At 70.1% G+C, this 17,930-nt stretch carries 6 protein-coding genes; 5 read left to right on the top strand and 1 reads right to left on the bottom strand.

Annotated features, from left to right (window positions below; all coding sequences use genetic code 11):
* Positions 1-25 precede the first annotated feature (25 nt).
* Entirely contained in the window at positions 26-559 is a 534-nt protein-coding gene (locus RND78_RS02500; RefSeq protein ID WP_059226583.1) for an RNA polymerase factor sigma-70, read from the bottom strand.
* 266 nt (positions 560-825) lie between these two features.
* Between RND78_RS02500 and RND78_RS02495 the strand changes: the two genes are divergently transcribed.
* From RND78_RS02495 to RND78_RS02475, 5 genes are all read left to right on the top strand, one after another.
* Positions 826-1,041 carry an MbtH family protein gene (locus tag RND78_RS02495; protein ID WP_059226584.1) on the top strand — a complete coding sequence of 72 codons (216 nt, stop codon included), beginning with the start codon at positions 826-828 and terminating at the stop codon, positions 1,039-1,041.
* Between the two features lie 3 nt (positions 1,042-1,044).
* Complete coding sequence (locus tag RND78_RS02490; RefSeq protein ID WP_312725800.1) at positions 1,045-1,770, top strand: alpha/beta fold hydrolase; 726 nt, start codon at positions 1,045-1,047, stop codon at positions 1,768-1,770.
* Positions 1,767-2,753 carry a TauD/TfdA family dioxygenase gene (locus tag RND78_RS02485; protein ID WP_312725797.1) on the top strand — a complete coding sequence of 329 codons (987 nt, stop codon included), beginning with the start codon at positions 1,767-1,769 and terminating at the stop codon, positions 2,751-2,753. The genes RND78_RS02490 and RND78_RS02485 overlap by 4 nt, the downstream gene beginning before the upstream one ends.
* 49 nt (positions 2,754-2,802) lie before the next feature.
* Positions 2,803-8,022 (top strand): non-ribosomal peptide synthetase, encoded by a 5,220-nt coding sequence (locus RND78_RS02480; RefSeq protein ID WP_312725795.1) that lies wholly within the window; start codon positions 2,803-2,805, stop codon positions 8,020-8,022.
* On the top strand, positions 8,019-17,930 hold a 9,912-nt coding region (locus tag RND78_RS02475; RefSeq protein WP_312725793.1), incomplete at its 3' end, for a non-ribosomal peptide synthetase. The genes RND78_RS02480 and RND78_RS02475, both read left to right, overlap by 4 nt.

The following is a 17,930-nucleotide window of genomic DNA, read 5'->3' as shown; positions in this document are numbered from 1 at the left end:
GTCGAGGTCACCGCTTCAAGGCGAGTCAGCTATCGCGCCTTAGCACTTCCTTACGACAATGCACCATGGCATCGCGAATCATGAAGTTGACCAGGGTAGGGGACACTCCCAGGTCCCGGGCGATGTCCTTTTGCGGGCGGCCATGGAGCCGATAGGCCTCGAAGGCATAGCGCGTCCGCTCCGGAAGTTGCGCCAAGGCCTCCTCCACCACTTCGAGCGTCTGCTGCTGGGTATTGATCTCTTCAGGAGTGGCGTAGTGATTGACGACCGCCAGCCCCTCTTCTTCAGGCGCGGCGTAGCGGTGCTCCAGCGTCTGTTTGCGGTAGTGATCGATGGAGAGGTTGCGGACGACTTGGAAGAGATAGCTGATCTGCGATCGGATGTTCGATAAGGACGACCGTTTCAGGCGGAAAAAGGCGTCCTGCACCACATCCTCGGCGTGGCTACGGCAACCGGTGATACGGGTGGCCACGCTGAGCAGGGAGGGCCGATTGGTCAGATAGATTTCTTGCAGGGACTCGAAACCTTCTTGAGGAAGAGGATCGGGGCGAACGGACATAGCTTGGCCTCCTGCTGAAATGGGACTCTAATCTAATGTTAATGAGAATGGTTTACAATAGTTTTACAAACGGCACCTTACCTGCCATAGGCGTGTCGTTCGGTTCGTGGTGACACCTCCCGCCTGGTCCGCATTCGGCTGATTGAGCGCGCCCTCCCGTGATCGGCAGCTAATTAATCTCTTCGGTCACGCGTCTTCCTTTGAGCAATGGCTTACACCCTCGAGCGAATCGCGGGTGGCAGGCCCCTATCCAGAGGAGAATTGAGATGGCCTTTGATCAAGAAGACGCGACCTTCAAGGTGCTGGTGAACCACGAAGAGCAGTACTCGCTGTGGCCGGACTACAAGGCGGTGCCCGCAGGCTGGCGCGAGACCGGGGCTCGCGGCTCCAAGCAGGAATGTCTGGACTACGTCGAGCGGACCTGGACCGACATGCGGCCGTTGAGTCTGCGCCAGGCCATGGAAGCCCAGGCAGGCGAGTGAGCCATGGGTCTGCACCTGTTCTGCCTGCCCCATTCCGGCGCCAGCGCCATGGTCTACGCCCGCTGGCGGCGACTCCTGCCCGCCTGGATCGAGGTGCGGCCAGTGGAGTTGCCGGGCCGCGGTCGGCGCTTCGACGAGCCGTTCGCCACCGATCTGCGCAGCCTTGCGCGCCAGCTGGCCGCCGAGATCGTGCCGGCCACCACGCCGCCCTATGCCCTGTTCGGCCACAGCCTCGGCGCCTTGCTGGCCCTGGAGATGGCCCATGCCTTGGGCCAGCAGGGCGCACCGATGCCGTGCGCGCTACTGGCCTCCGGCACCGAGGCACCGACTCGGCGTGACGATGCCGAGCTGCGCGGGCCGCTCTCCGACGACCAGCTGATCGCGCGGCTGCGCAGCCTGGGCGGGACGGCTCCGGCGGTGCTCGAAGACGCCGAATTGCTGGCCCTGACCCTGCCGGTGCTGCGCGCCGACTTCCACCTCTGTGGACATTACCAGCCCCTGGCGCGACCGCCCCTCGACTGCCCGCTGCACGTTTTCGCCGGCCGCGAGGATGACGCCAGCGAAGCGGTCATGCAGGCCTGGCGGCAGGAGACCCGCGGTCCCTTCACCCTGGATTGGTTCCCGGGCGACCACTTCTTCATCAACAGCCAGGAGGCCGCGGTGCTCGCAGCGCTCGTGGCTCACCTGCAAGCGGCCGTCGCGGCGGCCGGGGAGACGAGGCCTGCATGAACACCGAACTGTTCCGTATCGAGACGCTGCCCGGGGTGCCGGGCGCGCTACCCCTGCTGGTCGAGGCCCGCGAGCCGGGTGTCGATCTGCTCGAGGCCCAGGCGTTGCTGCGACCGCTGGTGGACGAGCGCCTGGAACGTTGCGGCGGGCTGCTGTTCCGTGGCTTCAGCGTGGGGGAGGCCGAGCGCTTTCGCAGCTTCGCCGCCGGCTTCGGTCAGCCGTTGCTCAACTACGAGTTCGGCTCGACGCCACGCAGTAACGTGACCCAGGGGGTGTACACCTCCACCGAGTATCCGGCGCACCAGCATATCCCCCTGCACAACGAGCAGGCCTATACCCGTGAGTGGCCATTGCGCATCTGGTTCTACAGCCTGGTGGCGGCCGCGCGCGGTGGCGAGACGCCGATCGCCGACAGTCGCGCCCTCTACGCGCGGATGGATACGGCGATCCGCGAACGCTTCGAGGCGCGGGGGCTGCTCTACACCCGCAACTTCGGTAACGGCCTGGACGTGCCCTGGGAACAGGTGTTCAACACCTCCGACCGTCAGGTCGTGGAAGCCTATTGTCGAGCGCGCGGTATCGATTGCCTGTGGAAGGACGACGGCGAGTTGCGCACGCGCCAGCGCTGCCAGGCTACCGCCCGGCACCCGCGTACCGGGGAGGCGGTGTGGTTCAACCAGGCCCATCTGTTCCACGTCTCCAACCTGCCGCCCGAGGTGCGCGAGTCGCTGCTGGAGATCGTCGACGAGGAAGATCTGCCGCGTAACGTCTACTACGGCGACGGTAGCCCCATCAAGGTCGACCTGCTGGACGACGTCCGGGGCGTACTGGAGGAGGAAAAGGTCAGTTTCCCCTGGCAGAGCGGCGATGTCCTGATGCTCGACAACATGCTGGCCGCCCATGCCCGCGCCCCGTTCGAAGGGCCACGCAAGGTCATCGTGGCCATGGCCGAAGGCCATTCCAACCTCAATGAAACCCTCTGAACACGGCTCTCTCCGCGGAGCCGCGTTCGCCTGCCTACAGGACGATGCAATGGACGGTCGCTTTGACGACGCACGGGGCCTGGCCGCGGCCTTGACCGAATGGGCGCGGCTCGCCCCCGATCGGTTGGCTCTGCGCTTTCTCGACGAGCAGGGCGAAACCCCGCTGAGCTATCGCGAACTCGATGCCCGGGCGCGCGCCATCGCTCGCCGGCTGCTTGCCGAGGCGGAGCCCGGCGCGCGCGCCGTCCTGCTGTATCCCAGCGGACCGGACTACGTGGCGGCCTTCTTCGGCTGTCTCTATGCCGGCGTCATCGCCGTGCCAGCCTACCCGCCGGAATCCCTGCGCCCGCAACACCTGGCCCGGCTGCACGGCATCCTCGCCGACTGCGCGCCACGCCTGGTGCTGACCCTGGGCAGCCTGCAGGAGAGCCTGCAGCAGGCCTGCGGCCAGGGCGCCGAGGCGCCTACCGTGCTGGCCACCGACGACCTGCCGGTGTCGACCGATTGGCAGCCGTGCCTGCCGGCGCCCGAGCAGATCGCCTTCCTGCAGTACACCTCAGGTTCCACCGCCACGCCCAAGGGCGTCGAGGTCACCCATGGCAACCTGGCGGCCAACGAAGCGGCCATCCGCCAGGGTTTCCACATCGGCAGCGACGACGTCATGGTCAGCTGGCTGCCGCTCTACCACGACATGGGCCTGATCGGCGGCCTGCTGCAGGCCATCTACAGCGGCATTCCCTGCGTGCTGATGTCGCCGCTGCATTTCCTGCAGCGCCCGGTGCGCTGGCTGCAGGCGGTGGCGCGCTATGGCGGCACGGTCAGCGGCGGACCCGATTTCGCCTATCGACTCTGCGCCGAGCGCCTGCGTGACAGCGCCGTGGCGGAGCTGGATCTGTCGCGCTGGCGGGTGGCCTTTTCCGGGGCGGAGCCGATTCGCCCGGACACCCTGGATCTGTTCGCCGAGCGCTTCGCGCCGGCCGGCTTCGCGCCGACCTCCTTCATGGCCTGCTACGGCCTGGCCGAGGCGACGCTCTACGTGAGCGGCGGCGCCCCGGGTGAAGGGATCGGGCGGCGTGGTTTCGCCCGCGACGCCCTGGCCGACGGGCGTGCCGAGATGGGCATTGACCTGCAACTGGCCGCCTGCGGCCAGGCCTGTCCCGGCCAGCAGCTGCTGCTGGTGGATGCCGACAGCGGCGTGCTGACACCGGCCGGTCAGGTCGGCGAGATCTGGACCAGCGGCCCCAGCGTGGCCCGCGGTTACTGGCGTAATCCCGCGGCGACCGCCGCGACCTTCGTCGAGCGCGATGGGCGGCGCTGGCTGCGCACCGGCGACCTGGGCGTGCTGCTCGATGGAGAACTCTATGTCACCGGTCGGCTGAAGGACGTGCTGATCCTGCGCGGTCAGAATCTCTATCCCCAGGACATCGAACTGACCGTGGAAACCGCGGCGCCGGTGTTACGCAAGGGGCGGGTGGCGGCCTTCGCCGTGAGCGATGCCAGCGGCACGCCGGGCATCGGCATCGCCGCCGAGGTGGCGCGCAACCGGCTGCGCGATCTGGACGTTGGCGCGCTGGTCGCCGACATCCGCCAGGCGGTGGCCGAGGTACATGGCGAGGCGCCGCAGCAGGTGGCGTTGCTGGAGCCGGGCGGCATGCCCAAGACCTCCAGCGGCAAGTTGCAGCGCTCGGCCTGCCGCCGCCTGCTGGAGGCTGGCGAGTTGCCGCTGCTGGCCCCGGCGGCGCCGGTCGCGACCGCGGTCGACGACCTGGACGAGCTGGAAGGCCGCCTGGCCGATCTCTGGGAAGAGCTGCTGGACGTCCGTCCGCAACAGCGCGCCGCGCATTTCTTCGCCCTCGGCGGCAATTCGCTGAAGGCGGTACAACTGACCAGTCGGGTGCGCGAGCAACTGGGCCTGGAATTGCCGCTGGCAACCCTGTTCGCGGCACCGACGCTGGGCGAACTGGCCCGGCACCTGGGCTCGGCGACCGCGGGTGTCGCGTCGGGCCTGGTAGCGGTCGCCGAGCACGAGCACCGCCAGCTGTCCCCGGCGCAGAATCGCCTGTGGTTCCTCTGGCGCCTGGAGTCGGACAATGCCGCCTACAACCTGGCCGGGCGCCTGCAGTTGCGCGGTACCCTGGAGCACCAGGCGCTGCAGGAGGCACTGGATGCACTGGTCGCCCGTCATGCCCCCCTGCGCACCCGGGTGATCGAGCGGGCGGGTCAGCCCGAGGCCGAGGTGCTGCCGGCGGCACCCGTCGAGATACTTTATCTGCAGGGCGATACCGCGCTGCTCGATCAGGCGGCCGACGCCCCCTTTGCCCTGGACACGGGACCCTTGTTGCGCGTCCAGGTGCTGTCCACGGGCGATCACCGGTACACCCTGCAGCTCTGCACCCACCATATCGCCGCGGACGGCTGGTCGCTCAATCTGCTGCTGGAGGAATTCGCCGAGGGTTATCGGGCGGCGCTTCAGGGCCGCCAGCCCGGCTGGACGCCGCTGGCCGTCGCCTACGGTGACTTCGCCCGTTGGCAGCGGGCACGCCTGGCCGGTGCCGAGGGCGAACGCCAGCTTTGCCATTGGCAACAGCGCCTGGCCGAGGTGCCCGAGGTGCTGGCGCTGCCGCTGGATCGACCGCGCACCTCGGCGGCCCAGGGACCGGCCGCCGAGGTGGCCGTGACCCTGGAGGCCACGCAGGTCGAGGCGCTGCGGCAACTGGCCGTCGCGCGCGGGGTGACCTTGCCCATGCTGCTGCTGGCGGCCTTCCAGCAGGTCTTGAGCCGCTATGGCCGCCAGCGCGATTTCTGCATCGGCGTGACCACCGCCGGACGCAGTCGCCGCGAACTGGAATCGCTGGTGGGCTTCTTCGTCAACCTCTTGCCGCTACGCCTGAGCCTGGCCGAGGAGGCCACGGTCGGTACCCTGCTGACCCAGGTCCGCGACGAACTGCTGGCGGCCCAGGCCCACGGCGAGCTGCCATTCGAGCAGATCGTCGAGGCGCTGCGTCCGCAACGCCTGGCCGGCACCCATCCGCTGTTCCAAGTGGTCTACGACCACCAGTGGCGTCCCACTACCGGGGTCGCTGCCTTGCCGGGCCTGGAATTGGAAGCGCTGGCGCTGGTCCAGCGGCAGACGCCGTTCGATCTCTCTTTGCATACCCTGGAGTGCGGCGCCGTGCTGTCGGCGCGCCTGGTCTATCGCCGCGACCTGTTCGAGCGCACGACCCTCGAAGCCTTGGCCGAACGCTGGCTGGCCCTGCTCGAACAGCTGGCCGCGCCGGTGACCACCCTGGTGGCCCAGCTGCCCTGGCAGAGCCCGGCCCAGGCCCGGGCGCAGGTCCTCGCCTGGAACGAGCGACCGTGCCAGGTGCGGCCGGGACTGCGTTGGACCCATGCGGACCTGGCCGGTCTGATCGAGGCCCAGGCCGCCTGCCGGCCGCAGGCCATCGCCGTGACCTGTGGTGCGGCGCAGCTCTGCTATGCCGATCTCAACGCCCGGGCCAATGCCCTGGCCCACGAGCTGCAGCGTCGCGGCGTCGGTGCCGAGGTACTGGTCGGCCTGGCGGTGGAACGTTCGCTGGAGCTGGTGGTGGGCCTGCTGGCCATCCTCAAGGCCGGCGGTGCCTATCTGCCGCTCGATCCGGGCTATCCGGCGCAGCGCCTGGCCTTCATGTGCGACGACAGTGGGGTGCACCTGCTGTTGACCAGCCGCGGCCTGCTGGACGATCAGCCCTGGGCACGGCAGCGGGACACCCTCTACCTGGATGACTGGGCAGAACGCCGGAGCGCGGCCAATCCGTCGCGCCGGGTGCTACCTGAGCAGTTGGCCTACGTCATTTATACCTCGGGCTCCACCGGTACGCCCAAGGGCGTTCAGGTCACCCAGGGCAACGTGCTGCGCCTGTTCGAGAGCGCCTCGGCGGAGGTCCGCTGCGATGCCCGGGATGTCTGGACGCTGTTCCACGCCTACGCCTTCGACTTCTCGGTCTGGGAGATCTTCGGCGCCTTGCTGCACGGTGGTCGCCTGGTGGTCGTGCCCTGGCTGACCAGTCGTTCGCCCCAGGCGCTGCAGGCCTTGCTGCAGGAGGAGGGCGTCACGGTGCTGAACCAGACGCCGTCGGCGTTCCGCGGTCTGATCCCGGTGGCGGTGGCCGATCCGCGGCCATCACCGCTGCGCTACGTGATCTTTGGCGGTGAAGCCTTGGAACCGGCGCTGCTGCGGCCTTGGTTCGAGCGCTTTGGTGTCGAGCGGCCGCGCCTGGTGAACATGTATGGCATTACCGAGACCACTGTCCATGTCACGGCTCGGGCCTTGGCGGCGGCCGATCTGGACGGCCCCAGCCTGATCGGCACGCCCCTGGCGGATCTCGACTGGTACCTGCTCGACGAGTATGGGGAACCGGTCCCGCCGGGCATGGTGGGCGAGCTGTACGTCGGCGGGGCGGGTCTGGCCCGGGGCTACCTTGGCCGCCCGGGCCTTACCGCGGAGCGTTTCATCGCCCATCCCTGGGCCGAGGGCGCACGGCTGTATCGCACCGGCGACCTGGCGCGCTGGTCGCCGGAAGACGGCATGCAGTACCTGGGGCGTGCCGACCGCCAGGTCCAGCTCCGGGGATTCCGCATCGAATTGGGCGAGGTGGAGGCCCAGCTGCGGGCCATTCCCGGCGTGGCCGACGCCCTGGTCCGGATGCGTCGCGATCCCAGCGGCGCCGAGGTGCTGGTCGGTTATGCACTGGCCTCGAGCGGTATGGCCCTGGCCGAGGCCGGGTTGCGGGAGTGCCTGCGTCAGGCGTTGCCCGCCCAGGCCATCCCGGCGCGGCTGTTCGTCCTGCCGCAATGGCCCCTCACCGTCAACGGCAAGCTCGACGAGGCGGGGTTGCCCGAACCCCAGCAGGACAACGGCCAGGAGCGTCGATACCAGCCGCCCCAGGGCGCCACCGAGACGGTCCTGGCCGAGCTCTGGGCCCAGGCGCTGGGCCGTGTCCGGGTGAGTCGTTCGGCCAATTTCTTCGAGCTGGGTGGGCACTCGCTGCTGGCCGTCCAGTTGCTGGCGCGGATCAACGAACGCTTCGGCGTCGAGTTGCCACTGCGTGAGCTGTTCGCCACGGCCGACCTGGCCGAGCTGGCCCGACGCCTCGAGCAGGCGCAGCCACACGCCCCGACCGCTGCCGTCGACCAGGAGGTCGCCGCCGCCCTGGCCGCCCTCGAGGGGCTGTCCGAAGCCGAATTACTGGCGCTCGCCGAGCGCGCGGACCAAGAGAATCTGTCATGAACGACCTCACGCACTCCCTGCAGCAGCTCACCCCCGCCCAGCGTCGGGCGCTGACCGCCGTGCTGGCGAAAAAAGGCATCGATATCTCCGAGCGCCTGCCCATCCCCCGCGCCGATCGGGCTCGGCCGCTGCCCCTGACCGGTTTGCAGCAGCGTCTGTGGTTCCTCTGGCGCCTGGACCCGCTCAGTCCGGCCTACAACATCGCCGGCGCCCTGGAGCTGGATGGGGCGCTGGACCAGACCCGCCTGCAAGGCGCCCTGCAGGCCTTGGTGCAGCGCCATGAAAGTCTGCGCACCCGGCTCTATGAGGATGCCCAGGGGACCTGGCAGCGCATCGACGAGCGCTGCGACCTACCACTGGAGCAGCTCGATCTGACGACTGTGCCGGAGCGCGCCGCGGCGCAGCGCGAGGCCTTCGCGCTGCGGCCCTTCGATCTGGAGCGCGGCCCCTTGTTGCGGGTGCAACTGGTGCGTCTGGCCGCGGAGCGCCATCAGTTGCTGGTGAGCCTGCATCATGTGGTGGCCGACGGCGTCTCGGTGGCGATCTTCCTGCGCGAACTGGCGGCGCTCTATGGCGAGCCGCAGGCTGCGCTGCCGCCGCTGCCGGTGCAATTCGCCGACTACGCCAGCTGGCAGCAGCAGCGCCTGGCCGCTGGCGAGGCCGAGCGCCAGCGCCAGTGGTGGCGTGACTATCTGGGGACGGAGCCGCCGGTACTGCCGTTGTCACTCGACCACCCGCGACCGACGCAGCTCGATACCCAGGGCGCCCGGTTGCGCCTGGGCCTGGCGGCGTCGACCGTGGCTGCCCTGCGCCAGCGTGGCCAGGCCCAGGGCATCACCTTGCCGCACCTGCTGCTAGGCGGCTTCATGCTGTTGCTGCAACGCCATGCCGGGCAGCGCGACGTGCGCCTCGGCATGCCGGTCGCCGGGCGTGCCCGGGCCGAGACCAGCGACCTGATCGGCTGCTTCGTCAATACCCTGGTGCTGCGCGCGCCGCGTGCCTCGGGCTTGAGCCTGGGCGGCTTCCTGGCCACGCTGCAACGTGAGGCGCTGGACGCCCAGAGCCAAGGCGAATTGCCCCTGGAGCGACTGTTCGAGGGCTCGGCGGCCGAGCGTGGCGCTACCGGTAACGCGCCCTTCCAGGTGCTGTTCAACCATCAGCGGCGCGACGCCTGGCAACTGCCGGCGATGGCGGGGCTGCAGGCCCGGTTGCTCGAAGAGACGCCGCCGGTAGCCAAGTTCGACTTGGCGCTGGATGCCCTGGAGCAGGCCGATGGCCGGCTGGATTGTGAGTTCACCTATGCCACGGCGCTGTTCGAGGAGGCCACCGTCGCTCGCCTGCTGGCGGACTATCGCGCGGTGCTGGATGCCTTGCTGGCCACGCCTTGGGAGCGAGCGGTCGCCGACCTCGCCTGGCTGGCACCGGCCGATCTGCATGGGGATGCCGCGGGCCGCTGGTCGCGCAGCGGCATCGTCGGTCGCATCGTCGCCCAGGCCGAGCGGCAACCCGAACGACCCGCGCTGCTGGCCGACCAGGGTGCGCTCAGCCATGCCGAGCTACACCGGCGCAGCGAGCGAATGGCCGCTGCCCTGTGGCGGCTCGGGCTGCAAGCCGAGGAGCGGGTGGCGGTGGCGCTTCCGCGCGGTCTCGACCTGCCGGTGGCCCTGCTCGCCGTGCTCAAGGCAGGTGGCGCCTATGTGCCGCTGGACATCGACTATCCACGCGAACGTCTGGCCTATCTGTTGCAGGACTGTGGCGCGCGCTGGGTGCTGACCACCCGCGCGGTGGCGGGCTGCCTGCCGCTGCCGCCGGAGGTGCAGTGCCTGGACGTGGCCGAGCTGCTGGACGAGGAGGGGGCGCCGCCGTCCCGGCCGGTCATCCGCGCCGGGCAACTGGCCTATCTCATCTACACCTCCGGCTCCACCGGCCAGCCCAAGGGCGTCGCCGTGGCCCATGGCGAATTGGACATGCACTGCCAGGCCATCGGCGAGCGCTATGGCCTGGGGCCGGCGGATCGCGAGTTGCTGTTCATGTCGTTCGCCTTCGACGGCGTGCAGGAGCGTTGGCTGGCGACCCTGGCCCATGGCGGCAGCCTGGTGCTGCGCGGCGACGAGCTCTGGACGCCGGAGCAGACCCACGCGGCGCTGCAGCGCTTCGGGGTGACGGTGGCAGCCTTTCCGCCGGCCTACCTGCAGCAGCTCGCCGAGCATGCCGAGCAGGTCGGTTGGGCGCCGCCGGTACGGATCTACTGCTTCGGCGGCGATGCCGTGCCCGCGGCCAGCTACCAGAAGGCCTGGCAGGCACTGCGCCCGCAGCACCTGATCAACGGCTACGGTCCCACCGAGACGGTGATCACGCCGCTGCTGTGGAAGGCGCAGCCGGACCAGGCCTGTGGCGCCGCCTATGCGCCCATCGGCACGGCCGTCGGCGAGCGGCGGCTCTACATCCTGGATGCCGACCTGCAACCCGTTCCTCCCGGGGTTGCCGGTGAATTGCACATCGGCGGTCCGGGCCTCGCACGTGGCTACCTGAATCGACCGGGGCTCACCGCGGAGCGCTTCATCGCCGATCCCTTCCTAGCTGGCGGGCGCATGTACCGCACCGGTGACCGGGTACGGCAACGGGCGGATGGTGCCCTGGACTATCTTGGTCGTCTCGACGGCCAGTTGAAGATCCGTGGCTTTCGTATCGAGTCCGGCGAGGTGGAGGCGCAGTTGCGCCGGCTGCCGGGGGTACGTGAGGCGGTGGTGGAGGCGGTCGAGGGCAACCAGGGCCGTTACCTCGCCGCCTACGTGACCGCCCAGGCCGGGGCGACGCTGGAAAGCCGGGCCCTGCGTGAGGCCCTGCGCCTGCAGCTGCCCGACTATCAGATACCCAGCCAGATCCTGGTGCTGGATGCCCTGCCGCTGTCGCCCAATGGCAAGGTGGATCGCCGCCGGCTACCGGCCCCAGCCACGACCATAGCGCCGCGCGAGGCACCGCGGGGTGCGTTGGAGATCCGGGTGGCGGCGCTCTGGCAAGAGTTGCTGGAGGTGCCGGCCCTGGAGCGCACCGACGATTTCTTCGACCTGGGCGGACATTCCCTGCTGGCCACCCGCCTGGTGGCGCGGCTCAAGTTCGAGCTGGGGCTGGAGTGCCCGCTGCGCTGGGTGTTCGAAACGCCGGTGTTCGCCGACTTGGTACAGCGCCTGGCGACGCCGGCCGCGGCATCCACCGCGCCGCCGTTGCGCCGCTTGGACGACAGTCAGGCGCCGGTGGCCTCGCCGGCGCAGAGCCGCCTGTGGTTTCTCTGGCGGCTCGACCCCGAGAGTGCAGCCTACAACATCCCGGCCGCCCTGCGTCTGCAGGGGCCGCTGGTGCGGAGCGCCCTGGAGCGGACCTTCAGTGCCCTGGTGGCGCGTCACGAGAGCCTGCGTACCCTGTTCGGCGAGCATGACGGCCAGGTCCGGCCGCGCGTGCAGCCGGCCAGCGACCCGGCCATCGCACTGCAGGACCTGCGCGAACTGGAGGCGGCCGCCCGGGAGTGGGAAGTCGCCCGCCTGGCCCGGGAGGAGGCCCTGCGGCCCTTCGACCTGGAGCAGGGACCGCTGCTCCGCCTGCGCCTGCTGCGCCTGGACGAGCAGGAGCACGTGCTGCTGCTGACCCTGCACCACATCGCCGCCGATGGCTGGTCCCTGGCGATCCTCATCGAGGAGTTCGCCACCGCCTACAGTGCCTATGCTGTGGATGAGGAACCCCGTTTCGCGCCGCTGCCGGTGCGCTACCAGGACTTCGCCCACTGGCAGCAGGCGCTGCTGGCCGGCGACGAGGGACAGCGGCAACTGGACTATTGGATCCGCCGGCTGGGCGAGGTGCACCACGAACCCCTGCACCTGCCCACCGATCGCCCGCGGCCCGCGGTGCAGAGCCTGCAGGGCGCGAGCCTGCCCTTCGCCCTGACTGGCGAAGAAGGGGCGGCCTTGAGAGCCCTGGCCCGGTCCCAGGACACCACCCTGTTCACCGTCCTGCTGGCCGCCTTCCAAATCCTGTTGGCGCGCTACAGCGGCCAGTCCGAGATCAGCGTGGCGGTGCCGGTGGCCAACCGCACCCGGCAGGAGATCGAACGGGTGGTGGGCTTCTTCGTCAACACCCAGGTGCTGCGCTGCCCGGTGCGGCTGGAGGAGGGCTTCGACCGGCTGCTGGGATACGCCCGCCAGGCGGTACAGGAGGCCCAGGCCAACCAGGACCTACCCTTCGAGCAACTGGTGGAGGCGCTGCAACCCGAGCGCAGCCTGGCGCACAATCCGTTGGTGCAGGTGAAGTTCAACTTCGGCTTCGATCTGTCCGCGCTGCCCAGTCCGGCCGGGCTGCAGCTGTCGCTGGTCGACGAAGCCCAGTACGGCGCTCGCTTCGACCTGGCGCTGGACCTGGCCGAGGCGGCCAGCGGCGAAGGCCTCAAGGGGGCCTTCACCTATGCCACCGACCTGTTCGACGAGGCCAGCATCCAGGCCCTGGCCGAGCATTTCCGCGGCTGGCTGCGGGCGCTGGTCGCCGCGCCGAACCGGCCGCTGCGCGAGCTGGAAGTGCCCGGCGCCATGGCGCGGCTGGCCGGCGAGACCCTGGCGCTGGCCGGCGGCAGTTGGCTGGAATCCTTCGCCCGTTGGTGCGGCCAGACCCCCACGGCAGCCGCCCTGCGCGATGGGCGCGGCACCCTGAGCTATGCCGAGCTGGACGCCGCCGCCGCGCGCCTGGCGCAGCGGCTGGTCGCTGCCGGCGTGGCGCCTGGGCAACGGGTCGGCCTCTGCCTGCCGCGTGGCCGTGACTGGATCACCGCGTTGCTGGCGGTACACCGGGCTGGCGCCGTCTGCGTCGCGCTGGACCCGCGCCAGCCCACGGCCCGCTTGCACGAGCTGCTCGACGAGAGCGGCGCGGTCAAGGTGTTGGTGGCCGCCGCGGAGGAGGGGGCTCGCTTCGCGGGCCGGGCATTGAGCGTCCACGGCGAGGCAGAGGACGCGGCGCCGCGCGTCACGCCGATCATGCCTGCTGCCAGCGATCCGGCCTATGTGGTCTTCACCTCCGGCTCCACCGGCCGGCCCAAGGGCGTGCTGGTCAGCCATGGCGCCCTGCTGAACTACACCCAGGCCCTGGCCCGCCGGCTCCAGCCCGAAGCGGGCGAATGCCAGGCGATGCTGTCGTCGGTGGCGGCGGACCTGGGCTACACCACGGTGTTCGGCGCCCTGACCAGCGGTGGCTGCCTCTATTTGCCCGACGACGACACGGTCGCCGATGCCGAGCGCCTGGCCCTGGCGCTGGAAGAGGCGCAGGTCGCCGTGCTCAAGATCGTCCCTGGTCACCTGGGCGGCCTGCTCGCCGCGGCGCCCGAGCCGCGTGCCCTGCTGCCGCGGCGCCTGCTGGTGCTGGGTGGCGAGGCCTGCGAGCCTGAGTTGCTGGCGCGGATCCGCACGCTGGCCCCGGCGTTGCGCATCGTCAATCACTACGGGCCGACCGAGACCGCCGTCGGGGTCCTGACCCACGAATGGCCGACTGGAGTCCAGGTGCCGGCCCGGCTGCCCGTCGGTCGGCCCCTGGCCAACACCCGGATCTGCCTGCTGGATGACCACCTGAACCCCGTGCCACCAGGCATGGTCGGCGAACTCTATATCGGCGGCGCGGGCTTGGCCGTCGGCTACCTGGGCCAGCCGGCACTCACGGCAGAGCGCTTCGTCGCCGATCCCTATGTGGCCGGTGAACGCCTCTATCGCACGGGGGATCGCGCCCGGCTGAACGCGCAGAGCGCCATCGAATTCCTTGGGCGGACCGATGACCAGGTCAAGATCCGCGGTTATCGCGTCGAACCTGCCGAGCTGGGGCGGGTGCTGGCCAGCCTGCCGGGAGTCGCCGACGCCTGGGCGTTGGCCGAGCGCCCCGCAGGACAGCCGGCGCGTTTGCTGGCCTACTGCGTCGCGCCTGGGCAGAGCGTCGAGGCCCTCCGCCAGGCCCTGGCCGAACGCCTGCCGGCACCCTTGCTGCCCGCCCGACTGCAGCGGGTCGAACGCATCCCGCGCACGGCCAACGGCAAGGTCGATCGCCAGGCCCTGGCGCGGGTCGCTGCGGTCGAGGCCGAAGGCGTCGCACCAGCAGCGGCCTTGACGCCACTCGAACGCCAGCTGGCCGAGGTCTGGCAGCAGGTGCTCAAGCGCGACAGGCTGGGGCCGGACGACAACTTCTTCGAACTGGGCGGTGATTCCATTCTCAGCCTGCAGATCGTCGCGCGCGTCCGCAAACTGGGCTACAGGCTCACCCCGCGGCAGCTGTTCGAGAGCCAGACGGTGCGCCAGCTCGCACGCCAGCTGGAGTCCGCTACTCCGCCCGAGGTCGTCCCGGACGCTCTGGAAGGCCAGCTCATGGCCATCTGGCAGCAGGTGCTCAAGCGCGACCACATAGGCCTGGACGACAACTTCTTCGAACTGGGCGGTGATTCCATTCTCAGCCTGCAGATCGTCGCGCGCGTCCGCAAACTGGGCTACAAGCTCACCCCACGGCAGCTGTTCGAGCGACAAACCCTACGCCAGCTGGCCCAGGGGCTGGAGGCTGGCCGTACCACAGCGGAGCCCGCACCAGACGCGAGTATCCGCGCGATCGCCGCCACGCCGATCCAGGCGCGCTTCTTCGCCGAGGTGCCGGCGCCGCTGCGCCAGCGCTGGAACCAGAGCGTCCTGCTGACGCCGCGTCAGCCCCTGCAGCGGGCGGCCCTGCTGGTCGCGCTGAGCCAGGTGCTGGCGCGCCATCCGGTGCTGAGCCTGGTGTTCACCGACGCCGCGCCCTGGACGGCCCGCGCCGGTCAGCCCCAGGCCGTGGCAGACCTGCTGTGGGTTCGCGAGGTGGCCGATGCCGCGGCCTTCGCCGAGGAGGTCGACGCTGCCCAGGGCAGCCTGAACATTCATGCCGGTCCGCTGTTGCGGCTGCTGCACCTGCGCCTGGCGGACGGCAGCGAGCGGCTGCTGCTGGTCATCCATCATCTGGTGGTGGATGCCGTGTCCTGGCGGGTGCTGCTGGAAGAATTGCAACTGGCCTATCGGCAGGCGCTTGCGCCAACGGGTTCCGGACATGGGGAGGACGGTGAGGGCAGCAGCTTCGCCGAGTGGTCGGCCCAGCTGCAGCGCCTGGCCAGCAGCCCCGAACTGCTCGCCGAGCTGCCCTACTGGCAGGCCTGCCTGCAGGATGCGCCGTGCCTTCCCGAAGGCGATCCCCAGGCGCCAGCGACCTGGGCCCAGGCCGCCGAGGCCCGCTTCGCCCTGGATGCGACCACCACCCGGTGCCTACTGGAGGAGGCGAGTCGCGCCTATCGCACCCGCATCAACGAGCTGCTGCTGACCGCCCTGGGTCGCGCCCTGGGCGCCTGGAGCGAGCAGGCCGAGGCGCTGGTCCTGCTGGAAGGCCACGGTCGTGAGCAACCGAGCGCCGATACCGACCTGGTGCTGGACCGTACCCTGGGCTGGTTCACCAGTCTCTACCCGGTGCGCCTGCCGGGTGGCGGCGAGCGCCTGGCCAACCTCAAGGTGGTCAAGGAATACCTGCGCCAGGTGCCTCGCGGCGGGATCGGCTACGGGGTGCTGCGCTACCTGAGCGCGCCGGGCGCCACGCTGGCCGCCCTGCCGCAGCCGACGCTCACCTTCAACTACCTGGGGCAGTTCGACCAGGCGTTCGGCGACGAGGCGCTGTTCAGCCTGGCGCCCGAGTCGCCCGGGCGAACCGTCGAGCCGGCGGCGCCCCTGGGCAATCGCCTGACCCTCAGCGGCAAGGTCCTCGACGGTCGTCTCGGCTTCGCCCTGAGCTACAGCTCGGCCCAGTATGGGCGTGCCGACATCGAGGCCCTCCTGCACCTGTTCCAAGGAGAACTCGAAGCCCTGGTCGAGCTGTGCCTGAACACGCCGCGCGGCCTGACGCCCAGTGACGTACCTCTGGCCGGTCTCGACCAGGCGCAGCTCGATCGCTTGCCGTTGCCCCTGGCCGAGGTGGGCGATCTCTATCCGCTGTCGCCGTTGCAGCAGGGGCTGCTGTTCCATGCCCTGGACCGGCCTGGCGCTGGGCTCTACGTCAACCAGCTGGCGGTGACCCTCGACGGCCTGGATGCCGACCTGTTCGTGCGGGCCTGGCGCGCCGTCCAGCAGCGTCATGCCATCCTGCGTACCGGCTTCCTGGTGCCAGGTGGCGCGGCGGCGTTGCGCGAGCCGCTGCAGTGGGTCAGTCAGGCACCCGAGTTGCCGGTGACCCTGCTCGACTGGCGCGGGCGCGATGTCGACGCCATGGCGCTGGAGCAACTGGCCCGGGCCCAGCGCGCCGAGCCCTTCGACCTGGCCCGGCCGCCGTTGCAGCGCCTGGCGCTGGTGCAACTGGACGAGCAGCGCTACCGCCTGGTCTGGACCTGTCACCATCTGCTGCTGGACGGCTGGAGCAGCAGCCGGATGCTCGGCGAAGTCTTGGCGCATTACGACGGACGGACGCCTGGTGCACCCGCCGGGCAGTTCCGTGACTACATCGCCTGGCTGCAGGCGCAGGATGCGCAGGCGGGCGCCGCCTTCTGGCAGGCCCGGCTCGCCGACCTGGACGGCGCCACCCGCCTGGCCGACGCCCTGCCGTTAGCGTCGGCCGGGCCGGCGGAGGAGCCGGCCGAGCCCCTGGTCGCGGCCTTGGATACGGCCGGTACCCAGCGCCTGCAGGCCTTCGCCCAGGCCCAGCGAGTCACCCTCAACACCCTGTTGCAGGCAGCCTGGATACTGCTGCTGCAGCGTTACACCGGGCAGGCCCAGGTGTGCTTCGGTGCCACCGTGGCGGGACGCCCGGCGAGCCTGCCGGGCGCCGAGGAACTGCTGGGCCTGTTCATCAATACCTTGCCCATCGTCCAGCGGCCCGCTTCGGCGGCGACCCTGGCCGACTGGCTGCCACAGCTGCAGGCCTACAACCTGGAGGTGCGCGAGCACGAGCAGGTACCGCTGCACGAGATCCAGCGCCTGGCGGGTCATGCCGGGCACGGACTGTTCGACACCCTCTTGGTGTTCGAGAACTTCCCCCTGGAAGCGGCCCTGGCCAGTCCCCATCCGCGGCTGCGCATCGGCACGCCGAGCCATGTCGATGGCGTGCACTATCCCCTGGCGCTGATCGCCAGCGCGGGCGAGCAACTGCAGCTCAGATACAGCTATCGTCCCGAGCGCTTCAGCCGCGCCACGGTGCAACGCCTGGCGGCGGCCTTCGAGGCGCTGTTGATCGAGTTGCCCGCCCTAGTCGACCAGCCGCTGGGCGAGCTGTGCCTGTTGGACGCCGGCGAATGCCAGGCCCAGGTCGCGGCGCGCAACCAGACCGCCGTGGCCTATCCGCGGACGCCGCTGCTGCCGGCGCTGCTGGCCGAGCAGGCGCGGCGCAGCCCCCAGGCCCTGGCCGTGGTCCAGGGCGCACGGCGCCTGGACTACGCCGAATTCGACGCCGAGGCCAACCGCCTGGCGCACTGGCTGATCGCCCAGGGCGTGGGCCCCGACGTCCTGGTGGGGGTGGCCGCCGAGCGCTCGGTGGAACTGGTGCTGGCCCTGGTGGCGGTGCTCAAGGCCGGCGGTGCCTATGTGCCGCTGGACCCGGACCATCCCGCCGAACGCCTGGCCTACCAGCTCGAAGACAGCCAGGTGCGGCTGCTGCTGACCCAGCGCCACCTGCAGCCACGCCTGCCGGCCAGCGAGGTGCCCCAGTTGCTGCTGGACGACCGCTCGGCCTGGCAGGACCAGCCGGCGCAGGCGCCCACCCCGGCGCTGCACGGCGAACACCTGGCCTATGTGCTCTACACCTCCGGCTCCACCGGCCGGCCCAAGGGGGCCGGCAACACCCAGGCGGCGCTGCTCAACCGCCTGCAGTGGATGCAGGAGGCGTTTCAACTGCGCGAA

This window comes from Pseudomonas oryzihabitans, assembly GCF_032027545.1.
Classification (GTDB): domain Bacteria; phylum Pseudomonadota; class Gammaproteobacteria; order Pseudomonadales; family Pseudomonadaceae; genus Chryseomonas; species Chryseomonas oryzihabitans_F.
This window is presented reverse-complemented; position numbering and strand designations above follow the sequence as displayed.

Bases quoted from the DNA above. Each gene is read 5' to 3' on its own strand.
- RND78_RS02495 (WP_059226584.1), top strand. From the start codon at position 826: ATGGCCTTTGATCAAGAAGACGCGACCTTCAAGGTGCTGGTGAACCAC.
- RND78_RS02500 (WP_059226583.1), bottom strand. From the start codon at position 559: ATGTCCGTTCGCCCCGATCCTCTTCCTCAAGAAGGTTTCGAGTCCCTG.
- RND78_RS02480 (WP_312725795.1), top strand. From the start codon at position 2,803: ATGGACGGTCGCTTTGACGACGCACGGGGCCTGGCCGCGGCCTTGACC.
- RND78_RS02490 (WP_312725800.1), top strand. From the start codon at position 1,045: ATGGGTCTGCACCTGTTCTGCCTGCCCCATTCCGGCGCCAGCGCCATG.
- RND78_RS02485 (WP_312725797.1), top strand. From the start codon at position 1,767: ATGAACACCGAACTGTTCCGTATCGAGACGCTGCCCGGGGTGCCGGGC.